The sequence below is a fragment of the Comamonas nitrativorans genome (assembly GCF_042654765.1).
In the GTDB taxonomy this organism is placed as follows: Bacteria; Pseudomonadota; Gammaproteobacteria; order Burkholderiales; family Burkholderiaceae_C; genus Comamonas; species Comamonas nitrativorans.
In genome coordinates, this window is sequence record NZ_JBHSEW010000001.1 from 308,506 (window position 1) to 331,406 (window position 22,901).

General features: G+C 64.1%; 19 protein-coding genes. 7 read left to right on the plus strand and 12 right to left on the minus strand.

Annotation, left to right across the window (positions count from 1 at the left end):
* Window positions 1–15: 15 nt before the first annotated feature.
* The 8 genes from ACFO3A_RS01520 to coaBC form a co-directional block, all read right to left on the minus strand.
* On the minus strand, window positions 16–543 hold the full coding sequence (locus tag ACFO3A_RS01520) for a GNAT family N-acetyltransferase (protein ID WP_377723334.1): 528 nt from the start codon (window positions 541–543) through the stop codon (window positions 16–18).
* Window positions 544–825: 282 nt separating this feature from the next.
* Complete coding sequence (locus tag ACFO3A_RS01525) at window positions 826–1,152, minus strand: hypothetical protein (RefSeq protein WP_377723336.1); 327 nt, start codon at window positions 1,150–1,152, stop codon at window positions 826–828.
* A gap of 13 nt (window positions 1,153–1,165) precedes the next feature.
* Window positions 1,166–3,769 (minus strand): ATP-dependent chaperone ClpB, encoded by a 2,604-nt coding sequence (gene clpB, locus ACFO3A_RS01530; RefSeq protein ID WP_377723338.1) that lies wholly within the window; start codon window positions 3,767–3,769, stop codon window positions 1,166–1,168.
* Window positions 3,770–3,878: 109 nt separating this feature from the next.
* Window positions 3,879–4,943 (minus strand): DNA (cytosine-5-)-methyltransferase, encoded by a 1,065-nt coding sequence (locus ACFO3A_RS01535; RefSeq protein ID WP_377723340.1) that lies wholly within the window; start codon window positions 4,941–4,943, stop codon window positions 3,879–3,881.
* Window positions 4,940–6,076 carry a hypothetical protein gene (locus tag ACFO3A_RS01540; protein ID WP_377723342.1) on the minus strand — a complete coding sequence of 379 codons (1,137 nt, stop codon included), beginning with the start codon at window positions 6,074–6,076 and terminating at the stop codon, window positions 4,940–4,942. The genes ACFO3A_RS01535 and ACFO3A_RS01540 overlap by 4 nt, the downstream gene beginning before the upstream one ends.
* Before the next feature lie 32 nt (window positions 6,077–6,108).
* The gene (dut, locus tag ACFO3A_RS01545) at window positions 6,109–6,558 is read right to left on the minus strand and encodes a dUTP diphosphatase (protein ID WP_377723344.1); all 450 of its coding nucleotides are present in this window, start codon (window positions 6,556–6,558) and stop codon (window positions 6,109–6,111) included.
* 29 nt (window positions 6,559–6,587) lie between these two features.
* Window positions 6,588–7,064: a hypothetical protein gene (locus ACFO3A_RS01550; RefSeq protein WP_377723345.1), complete on the minus strand. Its 477-nt coding sequence runs from the start codon at window positions 7,062–7,064 to the stop codon at window positions 6,588–6,590.
* Between the two features lie 25 nt (window positions 7,065–7,089).
* Entirely contained in the window at window positions 7,090–8,322 is a 1,233-nt protein-coding gene (gene coaBC / locus ACFO3A_RS01555) for a bifunctional phosphopantothenoylcysteine decarboxylase/phosphopantothenate--cysteine ligase CoaBC (RefSeq protein ID WP_377723346.1), read from the minus strand.
* A 100-nt stretch (window positions 8,323–8,422) separates the two neighbouring features.
* Between coaBC and ACFO3A_RS01560 the strand changes: the two genes are divergently transcribed.
* The 4 genes from ACFO3A_RS01560 to ACFO3A_RS01575 all read left to right on the plus strand — a co-directional run bounded on the left by ACFO3A_RS01560 (window position 8,423) and on the right by ACFO3A_RS01575 (window position 12,999).
* Window positions 8,423–10,069, plus strand: a complete 1,647-nt coding sequence (locus tag ACFO3A_RS01560) for a CTP synthase (protein WP_377723348.1) — start codon at window positions 8,423–8,425, stop codon at window positions 10,067–10,069.
* Window positions 10,070–10,181: 112 nt separating this feature from the next.
* On the plus strand, window positions 10,182–11,039 hold the full coding sequence (kdsA, locus tag ACFO3A_RS01565) for a 3-deoxy-8-phosphooctulonate synthase (protein WP_377723349.1): 858 nt from the start codon (window positions 10,182–10,184) through the stop codon (window positions 11,037–11,039).
* Window positions 11,040–11,099: 60 nt separating this feature from the next.
* Window positions 11,100–12,386, plus strand: coding sequence for a phosphopyruvate hydratase (gene eno / locus ACFO3A_RS01570; protein WP_377723351.1), 1,287 nt, complete (start codon window positions 11,100–11,102; stop codon window positions 12,384–12,386).
* 337 nt (window positions 12,387–12,723) lie between these two features.
* Entirely contained in the window at window positions 12,724–12,999 is a 276-nt protein-coding gene (locus ACFO3A_RS01575) for a septum formation initiator family protein (protein ID WP_377723352.1), read from the plus strand.
* A 33-nt stretch (window positions 13,000–13,032) separates the two neighbouring features.
* Here ACFO3A_RS01575 and cphA read toward each other — a convergent pair whose 3' ends face one another.
* A complete protein-coding gene (gene cphA / locus ACFO3A_RS01580; RefSeq protein WP_377723354.1) occupies window positions 13,033–15,621 on the minus strand; it encodes a cyanophycin synthetase in 2,589 nt (862 codons plus the stop codon).
* Window positions 15,622–15,702: 81 nt separating this feature from the next.
* Window positions 15,703–17,706 carry a cyanophycin synthetase family protein gene (locus ACFO3A_RS01585; protein ID WP_377723356.1) on the minus strand — a complete coding sequence of 668 codons (2,004 nt, stop codon included), beginning with the start codon at window positions 17,704–17,706 and terminating at the stop codon, window positions 15,703–15,705.
* Between the two features lie 47 nt (window positions 17,707–17,753).
* Between ACFO3A_RS01585 and ACFO3A_RS01590 the strand changes: the two genes are divergently transcribed.
* The 3 genes from ACFO3A_RS01590 to ACFO3A_RS01600 all read left to right on the plus strand — a co-directional run bounded on the left by ACFO3A_RS01590 (window position 17,754) and on the right by ACFO3A_RS01600 (window position 21,275).
* Window positions 17,754–20,048, plus strand: coding sequence for a cyanophycin metabolism-associated ABC transporter (locus ACFO3A_RS01590; protein ID WP_377723358.1), 2,295 nt, complete (start codon window positions 17,754–17,756; stop codon window positions 20,046–20,048).
* Window positions 20,049–20,152: 104 nt separating this feature from the next.
* Window positions 20,153–20,653 (plus strand): cyanophycin metabolism-associated DUF1854 family protein, encoded by a 501-nt coding sequence (locus ACFO3A_RS01595; protein WP_377723360.1) that lies wholly within the window; start codon window positions 20,153–20,155, stop codon window positions 20,651–20,653.
* Window positions 20,654–20,822: 169 nt separating this feature from the next.
* Complete coding sequence (locus ACFO3A_RS01600) at window positions 20,823–21,275, plus strand: hypothetical protein (protein ID WP_377723362.1); 453 nt, start codon at window positions 20,823–20,825, stop codon at window positions 21,273–21,275.
* Between the two features lie 92 nt (window positions 21,276–21,367).
* Here ACFO3A_RS01600 and hslO read toward each other — a convergent pair whose 3' ends face one another.
* Both hslO and ACFO3A_RS01610 read right to left on the minus strand, forming a co-directional pair.
* The gene (gene hslO / locus ACFO3A_RS01605) at window positions 21,368–22,354 is read right to left on the minus strand and encodes an Hsp33 family molecular chaperone HslO (RefSeq protein WP_377723364.1); all 987 of its coding nucleotides are present in this window, start codon (window positions 22,352–22,354) and stop codon (window positions 21,368–21,370) included.
* A 21-nt stretch (window positions 22,355–22,375) separates the two neighbouring features.
* A complete protein-coding gene (locus ACFO3A_RS01610; protein WP_377723366.1) occupies window positions 22,376–22,900 on the minus strand; it encodes a gamma carbonic anhydrase family protein in 525 nt (174 codons plus the stop codon).
* Window position 22,901 lies beyond the last annotated feature (1 nt).

The window sequence follows — 22,901 nt, forward strand, 5'->3', positions numbered from 1 at the left end:
TGTCAGATAAGCCGTTTAGCCGTTCAGCGGACGCTGCAGGCGCACTTCTTCGATCTTGATGGGGCCGACCTGGGCGGTCTTGGCGGTAGACATTTCGCGCTTGAACCCGGCCATTTCATGAAAGCGCAGGGCGCGTTCGTTGCGCAGCGGCACCCAGGCGGTGACGTTGGTGCAGCCTTCTTCGAGCAAGCCTTCGCGGGCGGCATCCCACAGGGTGATGCCGACGCCCTTGTTCCAGTGCGTGGGGGTGGCGTAGATGGCCCAGATTTCGCCCGTGGTCTGGCGCGATTTGGGGTCGCGCGAACGGTCGAAGCCGACAAAGCCGACGATCTTGTCGCCATCGACGGCCACCTGCACCTGGGGTTCGCAGAACTCGATGGCCTCGCGCCAGTAGGCCTGGCGCTTTTCTACCGAGGACATGGCTTTGAGCTGGTCATCCGGCACGATGCCACGGTAGGCCTCCAAAGCAGCAGCGGAATGGATTTGCGCAATGGCCTTGGCATCACGAAGCGTAGCGGGGCGAACCTGGTAGTGGGTGGACATGGGAGCAAACTAAAAACGATGTAGGGGAAAACGAAAGTACGCGATTGTCTGAGAATTGATTTTTTTTGCCAGTTTCTGGTGTAGGAAGCCATAAAGTGAAGTACGGCTGTTCGCCATTTCTTGCCCTGGGGCGATGGATATGCTAATGCAGGCAGTATTTTTTTTTGATAGCTTAGAGCGCTCTCAGGATATAGAAATCAAGGCAAAAAGAGCAAAAAAAATCCCTGTATCAAAAGATCCAGGGATGGGGGCGCCAGGGGCGTAAAGAGGGAATCGGCGCCTTTACGGCACCTCACGCGCCTGCACGTCGGTGACGTCCACGGCCACCTGGGGCAGCACGCCGCCGCGCTTGCTGGGCGGTGCCTGGCGCGTTTGCGCGGCAAAACCACCGGCCTTTTGCCGCATGTTCGACCAGGTGGCCGCAGCCCGGGTCGGCATGACCCAGGGCATGACAGGCCGCCCCGTCAGTCTGGCCCACAGTGCCCGCACACCCCAGACCATGGCCAGGATGACGCCTGCAGCCAGCACGCTCATGAAAAATACCACGCCGGCCAGAAGCAGCACCACGCGCACGACAAAACGGCTGAGATCTGAGAGAAATGCGTTCACAAGGGCTTCCTTTCTAGCGGTCTACCGCGACAGTCTGCGCGAATTCAAATACCCCTGGGTGGTTCACCGGATCGACACCCACGGCAATCACGCTCTTGGGCGGGAATTTACCCTCCAGCAGCAGGCGCGAGAGCGGATTCTCGATGCGCTGCTGGATGGCCCGCTTCAAGGGCCGGGCGCCGAACACCGGATCGAAGCCGACCTTGGCCAGCTCGTCCATCGCCTGGTCGGACACCTGCAGGTACAAATCCATTTTCTCCAGCCGGGCACGCAGGTGCTGCAACTGGATGTCGGCAATGGCGCGGATGTGCTGGGCGTCCAGACCGTGGAACACCACCGTCTCGTCGATGCGGTTCAGGAATTCGGGGCGGAAGTGGGTTTTCAGCTCATCCCAGACGGCATCCTTGATGTCCTGCGCATCCTGGCCGACCATGGCCTGGATCATGTGCGAGCCGATATTGCTGGTCATGACGATGACCGTGTTCTTGAAGTCCACGGTGCGCCCCTGGCCGTCGGTCAGGCGGCCATCGTCCAGCACCTGCAACAGCACGTTGAACACGTCCGGATGGGCTTTTTCCACTTCGTCGAGCAGCAGCACGGAATACGGTTTGCGGCGCACGGCCTCGGTCAGGTAGCCGCCTTCTTCATAGCCGACATAGCCGGGAGGCGCACCAATCAAGCGGGCCACGCTATGCTTTTCCATGAATTCACTCATGTCCACGCGCAGCAGGTGATCTTCGCTGTCGAACAGGAAACCGGCCAGCGCCTTGCACAGCTCGGTCTTGCCCACCCCCGTGGGGCCGAGGAACAAAAAGCTGCCCAAAGGCCGGTTCGGATCGGACAGGCCGGAACGCGAACGGCGGATGGCGTTGGCGACGGCGGAAATCGCCTCGTCCTGCCCGACCACGCGCTGGTGCAGCTTGTCTTCCATGAACAGCAGCTTTTCCTTTTCGCCCTGCATCATCTTCGCTACGGGAATGCCGGTGGCGCGGCTGACGACTTCGGCGATTTCCTCTGCGCCCACCTGGGTGCGCAGCAACTTGTGCGTCACGGCCTCCCCCTCTTCGCTGGCTTGCGCGGCTTTCAGGCGTTTTTCCAGCTCGGGCAGCTTGCCGTATTGCAGTTCGGCCACTTTGGCCAGGTCGCCCTTGCGTTGCAGTTCGGTGATCTGCAGGCGCACCTGGTCGATGTCCTTGCGCAGTTGCTCACTGCCCTGAGCGCTGGCCTTCTCGGCTTTCCAGACTTCTTCCAGGTCGGCGTATTCACGCTCCAGCTTTTGCAGCTCGTCCTCGATCAGACCCAGGCGTTTTTGCGAAGCCTCATCGGTTTCCTTCTTCATCGCCTCGCGCTCGATCTTGAGCTGGATCATGCGCCGCTCCAGGCGATCCATGACTTCGGGCTTGGAGTCGATCTCGATCTTGATCTTGGCGGCGGCCTCGTCGATCAGGTCGATGGCCTTGTCGGGCAGAAAGCGGTCGGTGATGTAGCGGTGGCTCAGTTCGGCGGCCGCAACGATGGCCGGGTCGGTAATGTCCACGCCGTGGTGCGCTTCATAGCGCACCTGCAGGCCGCGCAGGATGGCGATGGTGTCTTCCACCGATGGCTCCTGCACCAGCACTTTCTGAAAGCGCCGCTCCAGCGCCGCATCCTTCTCGATGTACTGGCGGTACTCGTCCAGCGTGGTGGCACCGATGCAGTGCAGCTCGCCACGCGCCAGGGCGGGCTTGAGCATGTTGCCCGCATCCATCGCGCCCTCGGCCTTGCCTGCGCCGACCATGGTGTGGATCTCGTCGATGAACAGAATCACCCGGCCTTCTTCCTTGGCCAAGTCATTGAGCACGGCTTTCAGGCGCTCCTCGAACTCGCCCCGGTACTTGGCCCCGGCCAGCAGGCCGGCCATGTCCAGCGACAGCACGCGCTTGTTCTTGAGCGATTCGGGCACTTCGCCCTCCAGAATGCGCTGGGCCAGCCCCTCGACGATGGCGGTCTTGCCCACGCCCGGCTCGCCGATCAGCACCGGGTTGTTCTTGCTGCGCCGCTGCAGCACCTGGATGGCGCGGCGGATTTCATCGTCGCGGCCAATCACCGGGTCGAGCTTGCCCTGGCGGGCGCGTTCGGTCAGGTCGAGGGTGTATTTTTTCAAGGCATCGCGCTGGCTCTCGCCCTCGGCGCTGTCCATGGTCTGGCCGCCGCGCACGGCGTTGATGGCCGCCTCCATGGCCTTGCGGGTCAGGCCGTGCTCCTTGGCCAGCTTGGCAGCCTTGGTGTCGCTGTCGGCCAGGGCCAGCAAAAACAGCTCGCTGGCAATGAACTGATCGCCGCGCTGCAAGGCTTCTTTTTCGGTCGCCTGCAGCAGCTTGCCCAGGTCCGGGCCGACCTGCACCTGGTCGTGCCCCTGCACCTGGGGCAGTTGCTTCATGGCGTTTTCCACCGCTGTAGCCAGCGCCGTTGCATTGACCCCGGCACGTTGCAGCAGGGCCTTGGGGCCATCGCTTTGGCGCAGCATGGCAGCCAGCAGATGCAGCGGGTCGATGTAGGCGTGATCGTTACCCAGGGCCAGCGTCTGGGCATCCGACAGGGCTTCCTGAAATTTGGTGGTGAGCTTGTCGATACGCATGGAATGCTTCCTTTACAACAAACAAAAATAGTTGTTGCCCAGATAACGACAGCGCCTGTGTTTTCAAGGCCGGGCGAGACAAAATCCCGCACATGCTCCCTCCGGCTCCTTAATCGCGGTACGCAGGTGCCGGCAAGGCGCACAAAGCAGCACCGGCCCCTCGGTACAACGGCAAGCCAAGCAGGTTTTCCGTAGCGCTGTGCGTCGGTGTCGGATATTCAAAACCTTCCAGATTTCTGGCAGCCACAAAAAACAAACGGCGTCTTTTTTGCGGCACTCCATAATCAGCGGCCATCAACTCCTGGTGCATCACTTGGTAGCCGATGGCTTGAAATGATTTATAAATCTCTTCAATCATATTTGCGCTCTTGACCTGCGCCAAGCCATAGACATTTTCCATGACCACAATTTTTGGCTGCAAATCTTCTACATGCCGAATATAGTCACGGTACAAAATACCCAATGGATCCTGGGTTGCCTTTTGTTTTCCTGCCACACTGAAAGGCTGACACGGGGGACCGCCGATGATGACATCAGGCGTTCCATGCATGAACATGCGCACAGTTGCTGGCGACAGTTCTACAATATCCGCACGGTGAAAGTTCCAGGATTTTCTATTTTGCTGGATGGTTGCTTCCACCCAAGGCTCTATGTCCGTGGAAAAACAGGTTTCAAAATCCATCCCCTCGCCGGAGGCCTGCTCAAACCCCAGATCCAGTCCCCCGGCTCCAGAAAAATAAGATGCGATACGCACCGAACCGGACATCCCCTGGTGCTGCAAATATTTTTTCACCTGCCGCGCCAGCGCACACGCCAACCCCACCGGCACGGCATTGCCTATTTGCTTCTGCACCTGCCCCAACGTGCCCATGAACACATAGTCCAGCGGAAATTCCTGCAAAACCGCCGCTTCCCGAGGAGTGATATACCGATTCTCTGTGGGATGAACGAATTTATTGAAAATATAAGCCGTCACCGTCAGCGAGGGCTTGTCCTGCTCCAGACGAATCAGCCGCATATTGGGGCCGCCCGTTTTTTTATCGCCCGTTCTTACAAAGCTCTCATGCTGCAGGTGTTCGGGCAAGTCCCCCATTTTTCCGCCAGGGGGCAGGTGCTTCATTCTTTCCAGAACGATCCCGGTGTATTTTCTGGTTTCATGGTTCGGTAAACTCATACCACCAGCTCCCGCAATACGGGATCTTCCAGGGTGATAAGGTAGTCAAAAACCCGTCTCATTTTTTCCCGGGGCAAAGCCTGCACGCCCGCAATGTTCTGAAGATCGTTTTCGCTGCCCCACAACATTCCCTGAAACGGCGCGACGTACTCAGCGCCATGCCGATAGGCGGGAAGATTGGAAACAATCGCCGTTTTCACTTCGACCCATTCTTGCGCCTGAGTGCCGATTTTCAGCGCCTGGTAAATACCTTTTTTAATATCATCCGTTCTGTCCATGCCTGCACTGGTTTTACCATCGCTAATGGATTCTTTGGCGGGCCAGGCATCCCGTTCCCGGGCAAGGGCCGGAGGTTGGCCACAGGCGTTGGTCAAATAATACGTCTTATTTTTCCGGTCTTTTTCTATATAAGCAATTTTCGCCTGCTTCCAGGACTGAACGCACTCATTCATGAAAGCCGTGTTCGCAGGATCGATAACAAAATCCACCAAAGGTTTAAATGGCCACAATTTATCACCTACCCGGCCAAGAGGGATGATTTTTTCAGGGCCATGTAAATACAATCCCGCTTCAGACTCCCGAAGCTGCGAGCTTGTGATGACGACATTCCTGTGCGGGCCTTGCAGGCTGCTTTCCGGCAAGGCAAACAGGAACGGATAGGTCAATAATGGCGCCGATTTCACCTCCGCCAGAATCACCGCGCCCGACGCATGGTGCAGAACCGCATCCACAAATTCAACGCCGCCCACCACACTGACAGCCGTGAATTTGTCGTAAAGCTGCTGGACAAACCTTAGCACCACCTCGCTGCTCAGCTTGCCCAATGCGCCAGACTGGGGTTTTATCGCCTTCTGGTACTGCCAGACGGATTGATGGACATGGCATGGAGCGCAAAGATTGATAAATCCAAGGTGGGCATTGTATTTATCGGAGATGTTATTGCATTGCTCAATCGATTTTTCGACCCCAGAGGCGGCATCCATATAGGCCGCTGACATGACAAGATCGAAACAAAATGCCTGAAGGGATGTGCCCCTCCCTTTCGACCAGTGCAACAGCCTGTCTATTTCATGGCGCCAGGGATAATCCGCAAGGGGTTCACGCCCCTGGATGTTTTCCAGACTGAATAACATGGTTTGAAAGCAATATTGCCCGGCTGGAAAAATCAGGCCTTCCCGGTGGAGCCGTACCCGCCCGTGCCGCGTTCGCTGGCATGGGAGAAGTCCTGCACTTCGTTGAACTGCGCCTGCACCACGGGCACGATGACCAGTTGCGCCAGGCGCTCCATCGGCTCCAGGGTGAAGGCGGTGGCAGAGCGGTTCCAGGCGCTGACCATCAGCTCGCCCTGGTAGTCGGAGTCGATCAGGCCGACGAGGTTGCCCAGCACGATGCCGTGCTTGTGCCCCAGGCCGGAGCGCGGCAGGATCAGCGCCGCGTAGCCGGGGTTGCGCAGGTGCATGGCCATGCCGGTGGGGATGAGCTGCCACTGGCCGGGTTCCAGCACCAGCGGGGCCTGGATGCAGGCCCGCAGATCGAGGCCCGCGCTGCCGGGAGTGGCGTAGGTGGGAGGGGTGTCGCGCAGCCGCGCGTCGAGAATTTTCAGATCAACTTGCATGGGCAGGGATTGTGCCCGCAAGTGCCCGCTTACTTGGCCTTGGCGGCCTGCAAGGCGCGGCGCACGCCCAGCACCACCCACAGCCCGATGGCCAGAGGGATGAATTCCGGCTTGAAGATGAAGGCGGCCAGAAGCGCCAGGCCAAACAAAAAGGACGCGGCCTTGGAAGGCTGCAAGGCCTTGGCGGCGGCAGCCTTTTGGCGCGGAGCCGCCGTTTTTACGGCCGGGCGTTTTTTGCCGGCACCGGGCTGAGCCGGGCCGTTTTTCTCCAGCATGGCCGATACCTGCCGCACGATGTCGGCGGCCTTGGGCGCAGCGGCTTTCGGTGCGGCGGTGGTATTGGTGACGTTGGACAGCGCAAATCCGCCGGTACGGGCGTGCTCCTGTTCGGCCCAGGCCATGAGCCGCTCGACGTAACGCACATAGTCCCCATCGGGCGGGCCGCTGTAATCGGTCAACGCAGGCGGCGGCAGGTGACGCAGATCGGATGGTGTTTTTTTCGACATGGCCCTCTCCCGACGGCAAAAAAATTCAGGTGGCAGGCTGGCCGCCCACGGACGGCAGGCGGCGGGCGATTTCCGCCACCAGGGCGTGGCCCAGCGCGGTTTTGCTGGCGCGAGGCAAGGCACTGCTGCCCTGGTCGTCGATCAGCAGCAGGGTGTTGTCGTCCTGCCCGAAAGTGGCGGGGCCGATGTTGCCGACCAGCAGCGGCACGTTTTTGCGCAGGCGCTTGGCGCTGGCATGGGCCAGCAGGTTGTCGCTCTCTGCCGCAAAGCCGACGCAATAAAGCTGGCCGCTGCGGGCGCGGTCACTGGCGGCGATGGTGGCCAGAATGTCCGGGTTTTCCACAAACGTCAGGCCGGGCACCTGGCCGCTGCCGTCCTTCTTGATTTTTTGTGCGGCAAATTCGGCAGGCCGCCAGTCCGCCACCGCCGCCGCCGCGATGAAGACGGATGCCGCATCTGCCGCGCCCTGCACCGCCGCCAGCATGTCGCGGGCCGATTGCACGTTGATGCGGCGCACGCCGCGCGGCGTCGGCAAATGTACCGGCCCGGCCACCAGCGTGACCTGCGCCCCCGCCGCCCGCGCCGCAGCGGCAATGGCAAAGCCCATCTTGCCGCTGGAATGGTTGGTCAGCCCGCGCACGGGGTCGAGCGCCTCGAACGTGGGGCCAGCCGTGATCAGCACCTGCTGCCCGGCCAGCCGTTTCGGCACGAAGCTGGCGGCAATGTCCTGCAGCAGCTCTTCCGGTTCCAGCATCCGGCCATCGCCGCACTCGCCGCAGGCTTGCTCGCCCTGGCCCACATCCAGCACCTGGGCGCCGTCGGCGCCAGCCTGGGCGAAGTTGCGCTGCGTGGCCGGGTGCGCCCACATTTCGCGGTTCATGGCCGGGGCCAGCAACAGGGGCTTGCCGTGCGGCCGGGCCAGGCACAGCAGGCTTAGCAGCTCATCGGCACGGCCCTGGGCCAGCCTGGCGGCAAAGTCAGCGCTGCACGGGGCGATGACGATGGCGTCGGCCTCGCGGCTCAGGTTGATGTGCGCCATGTTGTTCTCGGGCCGGGCATCCCATTGCGAGGTGAAGACCGGGCGGCCCGACAGCGCCTGCAGGGTCACCGGGGTGATGAACTGCTGCGCCGCCTCGGTCATGACGACCTGCACGCTGGCACCGGCCTTGGTCAGCAGGCGGCACAGTTGCGCGGCCTTGTAGCAGGCCACGCCCCCAGTCAGCCCTAAAACGATGTGTTTGCCTTGAAGCTCTTGCATCGGCAAATGCTAGCAGAGCGCCGGGGTGCATTGATCGCAGGGGCCGAAGATTTGCAAAGGCCCTTCGTATAATCGCGGTTTCCTGCTTCCTAAAAACGACATGACCAAATTCGTCTTCGTCACAGGCGGCGTGGTGTCCTCCCTGGGCAAGGGCATCGCTTCCGCCTCGCTGGCTGCACTGCTGGAGTCGCGTGGCCTGAAAGTCACCCTCATCAAGCTAGACCCCTACATCAACGTCGATCCGGGCACCATGAGTCCGATCCAGCACGGCGAGGTCTTCGTCACCGACGACGGCGCGGAAACCGACCTTGACCTGGGCCACTACGAGCGTTTCATCGAAACGCGCATGAAACAGTCCAACAACTTCACCACGGGCCGCATCTACCAGAGCGTGCTGGAAAAGGAGCGCCGGGGCGACTACCTGGGCAAGACGGTGCAGGTGATTCCGCACATCACCAACGAGATCCAGGAGTACGTCAAGCGCGGCGCGGGCCTGGGCACGCCGGATGCGGTGGACGTGGCCATCTGCGAAGTGGGCGGCACGGTGGGCGACATCGAATCGCTGCCTTTCCTCGAAGCCGTGCGCCAGTTGGCGCTGAAGCTGGGGCCGAACAACGCGGCCTTCGTGCACCTGACCTACTTGCCCTACATCGAGACGGCGGGCGAGCTGAAAACCAAGCCCACCCAGCACACGGTGCAGAAGCTGCGCGAGATCGGCATCCAGCCCGACGCCCTGCTGTGCCGCGCCAAGCACCGCGTGCCGGCGGACGAGAAGGCAAAAATCTCCCTGTTCACCAACGTGGCCGAATGGGGCGTCATCAGCATGTGGGACGTGGACACCATCTACAAGGTGCCGCGCATGCTGCACGAGCAGGGGCTGGACGGCATGGTCTGCGACAAGCTGCGCCTGAACACGCCGCCCGCCAACCTGAAGCGCTGGGACGATCTGGTGCACGAAACCGAGCATCCCCAGGGCGAGGTGCGCGTGGCGATGGTGGGCAAGTACGTCGAGCTGTCCGACGCCTACAAATCGGTGAACGAAGCTTTGAGGCACGCCGGGATGCAAAGCCATGTGCGCGTGAAGATCGACCACGTCGATTCCGAAACCATCACCGACGCCAATGCCGCGCAGACCCTGGGCGGCTACGACGCCATCCTGGTGCCCGGTGGTTTTGGCGAGCGCGGCGTGGAAGGAAAAATCGCCACCGCCCGCTTTGCCCGCGAGCGCAAGGTGCCCTACCTGGGCATCTGCCTGGGGATGCAGGTGGCGACCATCGAGTTCGCCCGCAACGTCGCCGGGCTGGCGGATGCCAACTCCACCGAGTTCAAGCCCGGCACGCCCCATCCGGTGATCGCCCTGATCACCGAGTGGAAGGATGCCGACGGCAACGTCTACACGCGCAGCGCCGATTCCGACCTGGGCGGCACCATGCGCCTGGGGGCGCAAAGCTCGGACGTGCAGAAAGGCACACTGGCGCACAGCATCTACGGCGACGTGGTGACCGAGCGCCACCGCCACCGCTACGAGGCCAACGTGCAGTACCTCGATCGCCTGCGCGAGGCCGGGCTGGTGATCTCGGCGCTGACGCAGCGCGAGCAGCTCACCGAGATCGTGGAGCTGCCCGCCAGCGTCCACCCCTGGTTCATCGGCGTGCAGTTCCACCCCGAGTTCAAGTCCACGCCCTGGAACGGCCACCCGTTGTTCAATGCCTTCATTCGTGCGGCCCTGGCGGCCAAGCAGGGGTAAGGATTAAAAACAAGAGCTGTTACCACGCGGCATACAAGGATTTCCAATATAAAAGAATTGGAAATCCTTATTTCACCAGCGGTAGCAGCTATTTTTTTAAAGAAGCCATACTATGCAACTCTGCGGTTTTAACGTCGGCCTGGAACACCCCTTCTTCCTGATCGCCGGCCCCTGCGTGATCGAGTCCGAGCAACTGCAAATGGACGTGGCCGGGCAGCTCAAGGAAACCTGCGCGGGCCTGGGCATTCCCTTCATCTTCAAAAGCAGCTTCGACAAGGCCAACCGCTCCAGCGGCAGCAGCTTTCGCGGCCCCGGCATGGAAAAGGGCCTGGAGATTCTCGCCAAGGTGAAAAAAGAGCTGGGCGTGCCCGTGCTCACCGACATCCACACCGAGGCGGAAATCGCCCCCGTGGCCGCCGTGGTCGATGTGTTGCAAACGCCCGCCTTCCTGTGCCGCCAGACCGACTTCATCCGCGCCTGCGCCCAGTCGGGCAAGCCGGTGAACATCAAGAAGGGCCAGTTCCTGGCCCCGCACGACATGCAGCACGTCATCGCCAAGGCCCGCGCTGCGGCCCGGGAAGCGGGCCTGCCCGAAGACAACTTCATGGCCTGCGAGCGCGGCGCCAGCTTTGGCTACAACAACCTGGTGAGCGACATGCGCAGCCTGGCCATCCTGCGCGAAAGCGGTGCGCCCGTCGTCTTCGACGCCACGCACAGCGTGCAGCTGCCCGGCGGCAACGGCACCAGCAGCGGCGGGATGCGCGAGATGGTGCCCGTGCTCTCGCGTGCCGCCGTGGCCGTGGGCGTGGCCGGCCTGTTCATGGAAACCCACCCCGACCCGTGCAACGCCCTGTCGGACGGGCCGAACGCCGTGCCGCTCAAGCACATGCGTGCGCTGCTGTCCACCCTGGTCGAACTCGACCGCGTGACGAAACGCCACGGTTTTCTGGAAAACAGTTTTACCGTTTAAACCCCTGCCGCTGGCATCCGTTTGCGTTTGTAATGCCAGCCTCTTTTAAAGGAAATCTTCATGAGTGCAATTGTTGACATCGTAGGCCGCGAAGTGCTGGACAGCCGTGGCAACCCCACCGTGGAATGCGACGTGCTGCTGGAGTCCGGCGTCATGGGCCGCGCCGCCGTGCCTTCGGGCGCCTCCACCGGCAGCCGCGAAGCCATCGAACTGCGCGACGGCGACAAGGCCCGCTACCTGGGCAAGGGCGTGCTCAAGGCCGTGGAGCACATCAACAGCGAGATCGCCCAGTCCGTCATCGGCCTGGACGCCGCCGAACAGGCCTTCCTCGACAAGACCATGATCGAGCTGGACGGCACCGAGAATAAATCGCGCCTGGGCGCCAACGCCATGCTGGCCGTCTCCATGGCCGTGGCCCGCGCTGCGGCCGAGGAAGCCGGCCTGCCCCTGTACCGCTACTTCGGCGGCATGGGCGGCGTGCAGCTGCCGGTGCCGATGATGAACGTCATCAACGGCGGCGCCCACGCCAACAACAGCCTGGATCTGCAGGAGTTCATGATCATCCCCGTGGGCGCCCCCACCTTCCGCGAAGCCCTGCGCTGGGGCGCGGAAACCTTCCACGCACTCAAGGCCATCATCCACGACAAGGGTATGAGCACCGCCGTGGGCGACGAAGGCGGCTTTGCTCCCAGCGTGGAAAACCACGAAGCGGCCATCCAGCTCATCCTCGAAGCCATCGAGAAGGCCGGTTACAAGGCGGGCGAGCAAATCGCCCTGGGCCTGGACTGCGCCGCCAGCGAGTTCTACAAGGACGGCATGTACGTGCTGGCCGGTGAAGGCAACATGACTCTGACGGCCGCGCAATGGACCGACATGCTGGCGGGCTGGTGCGACAAGTACCCCATCATCAGCATCGAAGACGGTATGCACGAAGGCGACTGGGACGGCTGGAAGCTGCTCACCGAGCGCCTGGGCACCAAGGTGCAGCTGGTGGGCGACGACCTGTTCGTGACCAACACCAAGATCCTGAAGGAAGGCATCGACAAGCGCATTGCCAACTCCATCCTCATCAAGATCAACCAGATCGGCACGCTGACCGAGACTTTTGCCGCCATCGAAATGGCCAAACGCGCCGGTTACACCGCCGTGATCTCGCACCGCTCGGGCGAAACCGAGGATTCGACCATTGCCGACATCGCCGTGGGCCTGAACGCCGGGCAGATCAAGACCGGCTCCATGAGCCGCAGCGACCGCATCGCCAAGTACAACCAGCTGCTGCGCATCGAGGAAGACCTGGGCGACGTGGCCGAGTACCCGGGCCGCGCGGCGTTCTACAACCTGCGTTGATCCTGCCCCTGTAAGAACCTGTTCACGATCTTTTCATGGTGCCCGCAAGGCAGCAAAAAGCCGCAATCCAGGCGCGTGCCGCAGCTCAGGCTGGTGGCCTGAGCAAGGTGCGCAACGACGAGTGCGGTTTTTTGCTGCCTTGCCCGAAGGGTTGCCCCGCCAAGACAGCATCTGCTGCGTTGCAAATCCTCGCCGCCCCACCAGGGCGTCTGCGGTTTGCGCCTTGCATCTGCCGCCTTGGCGGGGCAACGGGCACCATGAAAAGATCGTGAACAGGTTCTAAAACAGGCTCCCGGTTCCCGGCGAGCCTGTTTTTTCACCCACCCATTCGGCTTTTATGGTTGCACGCATCGTCACCCTCGTTCTGCTGGGGCTGCTGGCCCTGATCCACAACCAGTTGTGGCTGGGCGAAGGCAGCGTGGCCCGGGCGCAGGCCCTGCAGTCGCAAATCCAGGCCCAGCAGGTGATCAATGCCGGGTTGCAGCAAGAGGTCGACCGCCTGCACTCGGAAGTGCAGGACCTCAAGGAAGGCAGCGAGATGATCGAGGAACAGGCCCGGGGCGAGCTGGGCATGGTCAAGCCCGGCGAAATCTACGTGCAGATCACACAGTAAGCCAGAGCCGGGGCAAGCCCGGCCCGTCAGGCCTCACACCGCCGCAATGCGCTGCTGCAAGTGGGCCAGGGCTTCTTCCACCTGATCGACCAGCACCAGGCACAGGTCGCCCGGGGCCAGGCGCTCCAGTGCGTGGTCGATGGCGGCAAACTCGCCGTGGATTTCCGTGCTGTAGCGCGTGCGCGGCGCACCTTCCAGGCCCTGGCGCAGCAGGGCCAGCACCTCGCCGTCGGCGCGGCCGCGCTGGCAGGCATCCTGGTAAAGAATCACTTCGTCAAAGGCTGCGCCCAGAATACGCGTCTGCTCGACGATGTCCTGGTCGCGCCGGTCGCCTGCGCCGCTGATGACCACGCTGCGCCGCTTGCCCGGCATGGCATCCACCGCCTGCACCAGGGCGCGGATGGCGTCCGGGTTGTGGCCGTAGTCGGCAATGATGGTCGCGCCCCGGTAGTCCATGACGTTGAAGCGGCCCGGCGCATTGGCGCTGTCGTTGTGAAAACCGGCCAGCCCGCGGCGGATCACCTCCCAGGGCAGGCCCGCCGCCCAGGCCGCGCCCACCGCCGCCATGGCGTTGTCCACCTGAAAACCAATGCTGCCGTTGTGCGTAAGGGGGATGTCGGCCAGGGCGATGCTTTCCTTCAGCGCCCCTTCGGCGGCGACGATGCAGCCCTTGGCCGCATCCACGTAGACCACGCGCCGCCCCTGGGCGCGGTGGGTGGCCATGACGGGGTGGTTGCGGTCGGCGCCGAAGAAGATCACCTGCCCGGTGCAGACGCGGGCCATGGGCGCGACGTGCGGGTCGATGGCGTTGAGCACGGCGTAGCCGCCGGGGGCGACGTTCTGCACGATGACGCGCTTCAGAACCATCACGTCTTCCACCGTGGTGATGTAGTTCAGCCCCAGGTGGTCGCCCTCGCCCACGTTGGTGACCACGGCCACCTGGCAGCGGTCGAAGCCCAGCCCCTCGCGCAGCACGCCGCCCCGGGCGCACTCCAGCACCGCCGCATCCACCTCGGGGTGGGCCAGCACGTTGCGGGCGCTTTTCGGGCCGGAGCAGTCGCCGCTGTCGATCTGGCGGCCCTGCACGTAGACGCCATCGGTATTCGTCATGCCCACGCGCAGCCCCTGGGCGGCAAAGATGTGGGCGATCAGCCGCGTGGTGGTGGTCTTGCCGTTGGTGCCCGTCACCGCCACCACGGGAATGCGCCCATCGTCGTGCGCCGCAAACAGCAGGTCGACCATGTGCTGCCCAACATTGCGCGGCTTGCCGAACGAGGGCGCCAGGTGCATCCGCAGGCCGGGGGCGGCATTCACCTCGACGATGCCGCCGCCTTGCGCCTCCAGGGGCTTGAGCATGGATTCGGCAATCACGTCCACGCCGCAGATGTGCAGGCCAACGCTGGCTGCGGCCTCGATGGCGCGGGCGGCAATGGCCGGATGCACGTCGTCCGTCACGTCGGTGGCGCTGCCGCCGGTGGACAGGTTGGCGTTGTTGCGCAGCACCACGCGCTGGCCCTGGGCGGGGACGCTCTCTGGCGTCAGCCCGGCGCTGGCCAGGCGGCCCAGGGCGATGTCGTCCAGGCGGATCTTGGTCAGCGCCGTGCCATGGCCGCTGCCCCGGCGCGGGTCGCGGTTGACCTGTTCGACCAGTTCGGCAATGGTGTGCTGCCCATCGCCCAGCACCTGCGGCGGGTCGCGCCGTGCTGCCGCCACCAGCTGGTCGCCGACGACCAGCAGGCGGAAGTCGTGGCCGGGCAGGAAGCGCTCGACCATGACCACGCTGCCGTGCTCCAGCGCGGTGGCGTAGGCGGCGGCCAGTTGCTCGCGCGTGGTGATGTTCACCGTCACGCCCTTGCCCTGGTTACCGTCCTGGGGTTTGACCACCACGGGCCAGCCCTGGGCCAGTCCCACTTCCTGGGCGACGGCCCAGGCATCCTCGACATCCTGCACCGGGCGGCCCAGCGGCACGGGCACCCCGGCGGCGTGCAGCAGGCGCTTGGTCAAATCCTTGTCTTGGGCAATGGCTTCGGCCACGGAACTGGTCTGATCGACTTCGGCAGCCTGGAATTTGCGGGCCTTGCTGCCCCAGCCCAGTTGCACCAGGCTGCCTTTGGTCAGGCGCTTGAAGGGAATGCCCCGGGCCAGCGCGGCATCGACGATGGACTGGGTGGACGGCCCCATGCGCTCATCCTCGTCCAGCTCGCGCAGCTCGGCGATCGCAGCCTGGATGTCGAAGGGCGCATCCTGCAGGGCGGCCTGCACCAGTTGCTCGGCCAGGTCGATGGCGCGGCGGCCCACGGCTTCTTCGGTGTATTCGACGACGACCTGGAAGGTGTCGGCCTCCACCGTGGCGTGCGTGCGGCTGAACGTCACCGGGCAGCCCGCCTGGGCCTGCAGCGCCAGGGCCGCCGATTCCAGCACGTGGGCCATGGACAGCAGGTTGTCCACGCCCTGCGCCTGCAGGCCGCCGATGGCCGGGAAGCGGGCCCGCACGCGCTCCTCAAAACCGGGGATTTGCGTGAAGTCGCATTCCTGCGGCGTGCAGTGCACGACGCACTCCATGGCGGTATTGCGGCTCCACAGGTTGGGGCCGCGCAGGGCACGGATACGGGATATTTCCATAGTACGTCTCGCAGTAACAGTAAGGAAAACAGGATGAATCGAGTCTGAAACGCTTTTTGAACAAGCGGCAGCAGCTCACATTTATTCAAAAACAAAGGTCTTGCAGCCTGCCGCCAGCAGCTCGGGGCTGATGTCCAGCGCCCAGGCGCAGGCCAGCGCGGCCAGCAGGGCCGGGGTGTCCGGCACGGCTGCGGCGGCGGGGCTGAGGGCAGCCACGCTGCCCAGGCTGCGCTCGGTGCCGCCCTGGGCCAGTACCACCTGGCCGTGCTGCACGAACACGGCCCGCCCGCCCTGCTCGCGGTGCGCGGCGATGTGCGGATTGGCTGCCTGCTGGCTGAACAGCAGCACCTGGCCGTCGCACAGGCTGGCCAGTTCGGCCACGGCATCGTCGTCGGCATTCAGCACGCCGGTGCCCTGGCTCAACACCACGTCGATCTGCGTGCGCAGCACCCGGCGCAGGTCGGCAGCTTCATGCACGTCATGGTCGGCCAGGGTCTGCCAGCCGTCCCAATCGGTCACCAGACCGACCTGGCAGCGGTCGTAGGCCAGCCCTTCTTCCAGGATGGAGCGGGCCGTGGTCTGGATGACGGCGGCCTCGGCCAGCCGATTGACCAGCAGCCGGTGCGCCGCCTGCCAGCGCGTGTGGTCGCCCGCCTGCGTCAAACGGCCATTGAGGAAGCTGCCCTGGCTGCACGCCACGCCGGTGCGCTTGCCCGACAGTTGCAGCAGCCAGCCGGCGAGGCGTGCCGTCCAGGCGTTGTGCCGCGTGCCGACCATGCCCACCACGGGGATGCGGGCGGCCATGCCCTCCTTGTCGGCCAGGGGTGTTTCGGGCTGGGGGAACAGGTGTTCGACGATGGCCTCGCCCACCGGCTGGGGCACGCCGTGGCTGGGCTTGAGGTGCATCAGCAGGCCCGGCCCGGCGTTCACTTCCAGAATGGCGCCGTCCTGGGCGGCCAGCGGCCGGTCGATGTGCTGGCAGACCAGATCGACGCCGGCAATGTCCAGCCCCACCACCTTGGCCGCCAGGGTGGCCAGATAGGCGATGTCCGGATGCACCTGGGCCGTGCAATCGACGGTGGCCATCGCGGCGCGGGGGTTGGCGCCGCCCTGGGGATATTCCCCGCGCGAGGCCGCCACCAGCTTGCCGCCGACCACCAGCAGGCGGTGGACGTGGCCGGGAATGTGGCGCTCGACCATCACGTAGCGGGTCAGCTGCCGGGCGGCGGCGTAGGCGCTGCGCACCTGCGCCTCGGTGGTCAGGTTCACGCCCACGCCTTCGCCCTTGTTCGAGTTGTAGGGCTTGACGGTGACGGGCAGGCCGATGTCCTGCGCCTCGTCCCAGGCTTCGTCGGCGCTGCCGACCAGCTCCCACTCGGGCACAGGCACGCCGCTGGCCTTCAGGAGCTGCTTGGCCAGATCCTTGTCTTCGCTGATGCCCAGGCCGATGGCGCTGGTCTTGTCGGTTTCCGTACTCCAGATGCGCCGCTGCGCCGCGCCGTAGCCCAGCTGCACCAGATTGCCGTCGTTCAGGCGGATGAAGGGAATGCGCCGCTGCGCTGCGGCATCGACGATGCTGGCCGTGCTGGGCCCCAGGTAACGCGCTTCGATGGCCTGCTCGATGGCGGCCACGGCGGCGGCCACGTCGAAGGGCCGGTCATTGATCGCCGCCATGATCAGGGCGTGGCCCTGCTGCAGGGCCACCTTGGCCACCAGCTCTTCCGGGCAGCGGAACACCATGCGGTACACCCCGCGCTGGCGCACGCTGCGGGTCTGGCCGAATTCGGCCCCCATGCCGGCCAGGTTGAGCAGCTCGATGATGGTGTGTTCCAGCACATGCCCGCACCAGGTGCCTTCCTGCAAGCGCTCCAGAAAACCGCCCCGGTGGCCCACGCCGCAATGGTGTTCGACCAGGCCGGGCAGCCAGTCCGTCAGGCGCTCGTTGAAGCCGGGCAGCAGGTTGGAGGGATAGTCCTCCAGGGCGCCCAGGTCGAGCCAGACTTCCAGCACCGGGCGGTACGTCCAGATGCTGGGGCCGCGCAGGTAGGTGGTACGAAGCAGTTGTATGTCTTGAAAATGGGCCATAACGCTCTGTCAGCCAGAATGCAGTGTGCTGCGTTTGAAGATTCACCATGCAACCACCACAGATAGACGATCAAGCCCGCCTGCAGGCGCTGCTGGCACCCCAGGAGAACGTGCAAGAACAGCTGGCGGTTGACCTCAGCCGCAACCTGCGCTTTGCCAACGGGGCTTTGGTGCTGACCGACACCCGCCTGCTCGCCCGCGACGGCGATGCCCCGGCCGACACCGGCTGGCAGTCCTGGCCGCTGTCGCCCGCCCTGCAATTGCGCATGAGCGACCACGCCGGCATCGGCACCCTGGAGCTGCACGACGGCCAGCAGCGCCTGGGCGTGTGGCGCTTCACTCTGCAACACCAGGCCCAGGCGCTGCGCCTGCAGCTGCGCTTCGAGGCGCTGTGCGCCGCCCGCCGCGCAGGCCAGCCGCAGGCCATGCCGCCTGCGCAAGAACCGCCGCGCTGCCCCGATTGCCACGAAACCCTGCCGCCCGAGGCCGACGAATGCCCCGCCTGCGCCCGCCAGCCGCAGGCCAAGTCCTCCACCTGGGTGCTGCTGCGCGTGGGCCGCTTTGCCAGGCCGTACAAGGGCTTGCTGCTGCTGGGCTTCGTCCTGACCCTGCTGGGCACGGCGGCCACCCTGGTGCCGCCCTACCTGACGATGCCCATCCTGGACGACATCCTCATCCCCTACCAGAACAACCGCCAGCCCATCGACCCGGCGCTGGTCGCCCTCTACCTGGGCGGGCTGCTGCTGTCGGCAGTCCTCGCCTGGGGGCTGGGCTGGGCACGCACCTGGGTCATGGCCAAGGTGTCCGAGCGCATCGGCGCGGACATGCGCACCACCATCTACGCGCACATGCTCAACCAGTCACTGGAGTATTTCGGCAGCAAGCGCACCGGCGACCTGATGAGCCGCATCAGCTCCGACACCGACCGCATCAACATGTTCCTGTCGCTGTACGCGCTGGACTTCGTGACCGACGTCATCATGATTTTGATGACCGCCGCCATCCTGGCCAGCATCAACCCCTGGCTGGCGCTGGTCACGCTGGTGCCGCTGCCCTTCATCGCCTGGCTGATCCACAAGGTGCGCAGCCGCCTGAGCGTGGGCTTCGACCGCACCAGCCGCGTCTGGGCCGAGATCACCAACGTCCTGTCCGACACCATCCCCGGCGTGCGCGTGGTCAAGGCCTTCGCCCAGGAAGCGCGGGAAATGCAGCGCTTTCGCGCCGCCAACCAGCGCAACCTGGAGGCCAACGACCGCGTGAACAAGGTCTGGGCGCTGTTCTCCCCCACCGTCGGGCTGATGACCGAGATCGGCCTGCTCATCGTCTGGGCCTTCGGCATCTGGCTGGTGGCGCACGACCAGATCACCGTGGGCGTGCTGTCGGCCTTCATCGCCTACATCGGGCGCTTCTACACCCGGCTCGATTCCATGAGCCGCATCGTGAACATCACGCAGAAGGCCGCCGCCGGGGCCAAGCGCATCTTCGACGTGCTGGACCAGGTCAGCAGCGTGCCCGACCCCGTCCACCCCGTGGCCCTGCCCCAGCCCGTGCAGGGCGGCATCCGCCTGCAGGACGTGGGCTTTCGCTACGGCAGCCGCCAGGTCATCCGCCAGCTCAACCTGCAAATTCAGCCCGGCGAGATGATCGGCCTGGTCGGCCACAGCGGTTCGGGCAAGTCCACGCTGGTGAACCTCATCAACCGCTTCTACGACGTGACCGAAGGCAGCATCCAGCTTGACGGCATCGACGTGCGCCGCCTGGCCGTGGCCGACTACCGGCGCAACATCGGCCTGGTGCTGCAGGAGCCGTTCCTGTTCTTCGGCACCGTGGCCGAAAACATCGCCTACGGCAAGCCCGAGGCCACGCGCGAGGAAATCGTCGCCGCCGCCCGCGCCGCGCACGCGCACGACTTCATCCTGCGCCTGCCGCACGGCTACGACTCGGTGGTGGGCGAGCGCGGCCAGGGCCTGTCCGGCGGCGAACGCCAGCGCATCAGCATCGCCCGCGCCCTGCTCATCAACCCGCGTCTGCTCATCCTGGACGAAGCCACCTCCGCCGTCGATACGGAAACCGAGAAGGAAATCCAGAAAGCCCTGGACAACCTCGTGCAGGGGCGCACCACCATCGCCATCGCCCACCGCCTGTCCACCCTGCGCAAGGCCGACCGGCTGGTCGTCATGGACCGGGGCGAGATCGTCGAGGTCGGCCCGCACGATGCACTGATGGCCGCCCAGGGCGCGTACTGGCGCCTGTACCAGGCCCAGGCCCGCCGCGCCGAGGAAGACGCCCACGCCGCCGGGCTGGTGCTGGCGCAGGACAGCCTGTCGCACGAAAAAGCATAAATAAGGAGCTTATTGCGCCGACAAACAAACGATTTCAAAAATAAAACACATTGAAATCGTTTATTCATCAGCGCAAGAAGCTATCAAATCATTCAAGGAACACCATGACCGCTGCGGCCAGCCCTGCCCACCCTGCACAACCCACCCCCGTCACCCTGCACTGCAACTCCCACGGCCAACTGTGCCTGACGCTATCCGACGGCAGCCGCCACACGGGCCTGACGCCCGTGCGGGCCTTCCCCATCCACGCGCCGCAGCACAGCATCTCCCTGGTCGGGCAGGACGGCAAGGAAGTGCTGTGGATTGCCCATCTGGACGACCTGAGCGCCACCGCCCGCGAACTGCTCGAAGACGCCCTGGCCCAGCGCGAATTTGTCCCCGTCATCGAGCGCATCGACGCCGTGGACTCCATCTCCGTGCCCAGCCGCTGGCAGGTCGTGACCGACCGGGGCGCCAGCACCCTGGTGCTGAAAGCCGAGGAAGACATCCGCCGCCTGGGGCCGCAGCACCTGCTCATCACCAGCCGCGAAGGCGTGCAGTACCGCATCCCCGACCTGGGCCGGCTCGACCGCGCCTCGCTCAAGCGCATCGAACGTTTTCTCTGAACTTTGCGCCGCCCTGGCCGATATTCCCTACAGGCGGCGTAGCATGAGAAAATGTAAAAAATTGCAACCGTACTAAACTTTAGCTAAAACCTGCCGATAAGGCGTACGAGGAACGGTTGTTTTCACCCAAATATTTGATGTAGTTTGAATTTTTCACGAGAGGCGCACCATGCAAATTCCACCACTAGACCGCCATCCCATCGAATGGGCCAACACGCAGGGTGCCAATTTGTATTCCACAGGCGCCTCCGGGCCAGCCGCCGTGCGCCCCATCCATGCCGTCAACGCCGTGGAATCCGTGGACAAGCTGGGCGAGGGCGTGACCGTCAGCATCAAGAACCCGGACAAACCCACCGACAAGAGCGAGCAGGATCTGGACTGGACAGCCAAGAAAGAACTGCAGGAAAAATCCTTGAAGGAAATCGAGGAAGAAAAAAACAAGGAGCCCCTGTCCAAGCAGCTCATCGAGTTCATCCAGTCCATGTGGCGGGCCAGCGCCATGGCCGTCGAAGCCGCCGAGCAGGCGCAAAAAGCCGACCAGCAGGAGCGCAACATGCTGCAAGTGCGCACCGAACCCCTGACCTACGAAGAACCCAAGGTCAAGCGCACCGGCGGCCTGTAAGGCGCCAGAACCGAAAAAACTACACCCAAAGCCAAACCGCAGCGGCCCCTCACCAGGGCTGCTGCGGTTTTTTTGTGATTTTTACGGTTTTTTTACTGCACCGACCCGGGCGCAGAATGACTGGTGTCGGTAAACAGCTGGGTGATGTCGATCGGGTCGAACCGGTACTGCGTCCCGCAGTAGTCGCAACCCACTTCCACGCTGCCGCGCTCGGCCACCACACCGGCCACTTCCTCCTGCCCCAGGCCACGCAGCATGGCCTGCACCCGTTCGCGGCTGCAGGTGCAGGCAAAGTGCGGGCCGTTGGCCCCGGTCTGCGGCACGAAGCGCAGCAGCTTTTCCTCCCAGAACAGGCGCCGCAGGATGGTGTCCACATCCAGACTGAGCAGCTCCTCGCGCTGCAGGCTGGCCGCCAGGGTGGCAATGCGCTGGTAATCCTCATTGCCGCCCAGGGCGTCCTGCCCGTCGTCGGCGCTCTCGGTGGCACCCGCCAGGTTGTCCTGGCCCTTGAGCGGCATCCGCTGGATCAGCAGGCCTGCCGCCACTTGGTCGTTGGCCGCCAGCACCAGGGTGGTGTCCAGCTGCTCGGACTGGTGCATGTAGTGCTGCAATGCCTGCGCCAGGGTTTGCAGGCTGCCGCCCTCGGAGCTTTGCAACGGCACCACGCCCTGGTAGGGCTGCTGGCCGGGCTGGCGCTCCTGCGGGTCCAGGGTGATGGCGCAGCGGCCCTGGCCATGCGCATTCACCAGGCTGGCCAGGCTTTGCCCGTCCTCCACGGCGCCGCTGACGCTGGCCGTGGCCCGCAGCGCCAGATTGCTCTGCACCTCGGCCACGGCCACTTTCACCGGGCCGTCGCCAAAAATCTGGAACACCAGGGCACCGTTGAACTTGATGTTGGACTGCATCAGCACCGCAGCAGCGGTCATCTCGCCGAGCAGCTCGCGCACCGCCGCCGGGTAGGCACCCGTCTCGGTATTGGCCGCGCGGCGCTGCAGGATGGCCTGCCACGCATCGGTCAGGCGCACCACCATGCCGCGCACGGGCAAACCATCAAACAAGAATTTGTGCAGTTCAGACATCGTGTTCCTTTCGCCTGCGCCTCAATCCAGCTGGCGCAAGCCGGTTTTAAAACGCCGCGCATTATCCCGGTAGTGCCGGGCGCTGCGGCGCAGTCCTTCGATTTGTTCCTCGGTCAGCATCCGCACGGCCTTGGCGGGGCTGCCCAGAATCATGCTGCCGTCGGGAAATTCCTTGCCCTCGGTGACCAGCGCCCCCGCACCCACCAGGCAGTGCTTGCCGATCTTGGCGCCGTTGAGCACCACGGCGCCAATGCCGATCAGGGACTCGTCGCCGATCGTGCAGCCATGCAGCATGGCCTTGTGCCCGACGGTCACGTCGCGCCCGATGGTCAAGGGCTGGCCCACATCCGCATGCAGCACCGTGCCATCCTGGATATTGCTGCCCGCGCCAATGTGCAGGTGATCGGTGTCGCCCCGGGCGACCACGCCGAACCACAGGCTGGCTTCGGCTTCCAGGGTGACCCGGCCAATGGCCTGGGCACTGTCGGCCACCCAGGCCGAATCGGCAATCTGCGGGGCAATGCCATCCAGTTCATAAACCGCCATG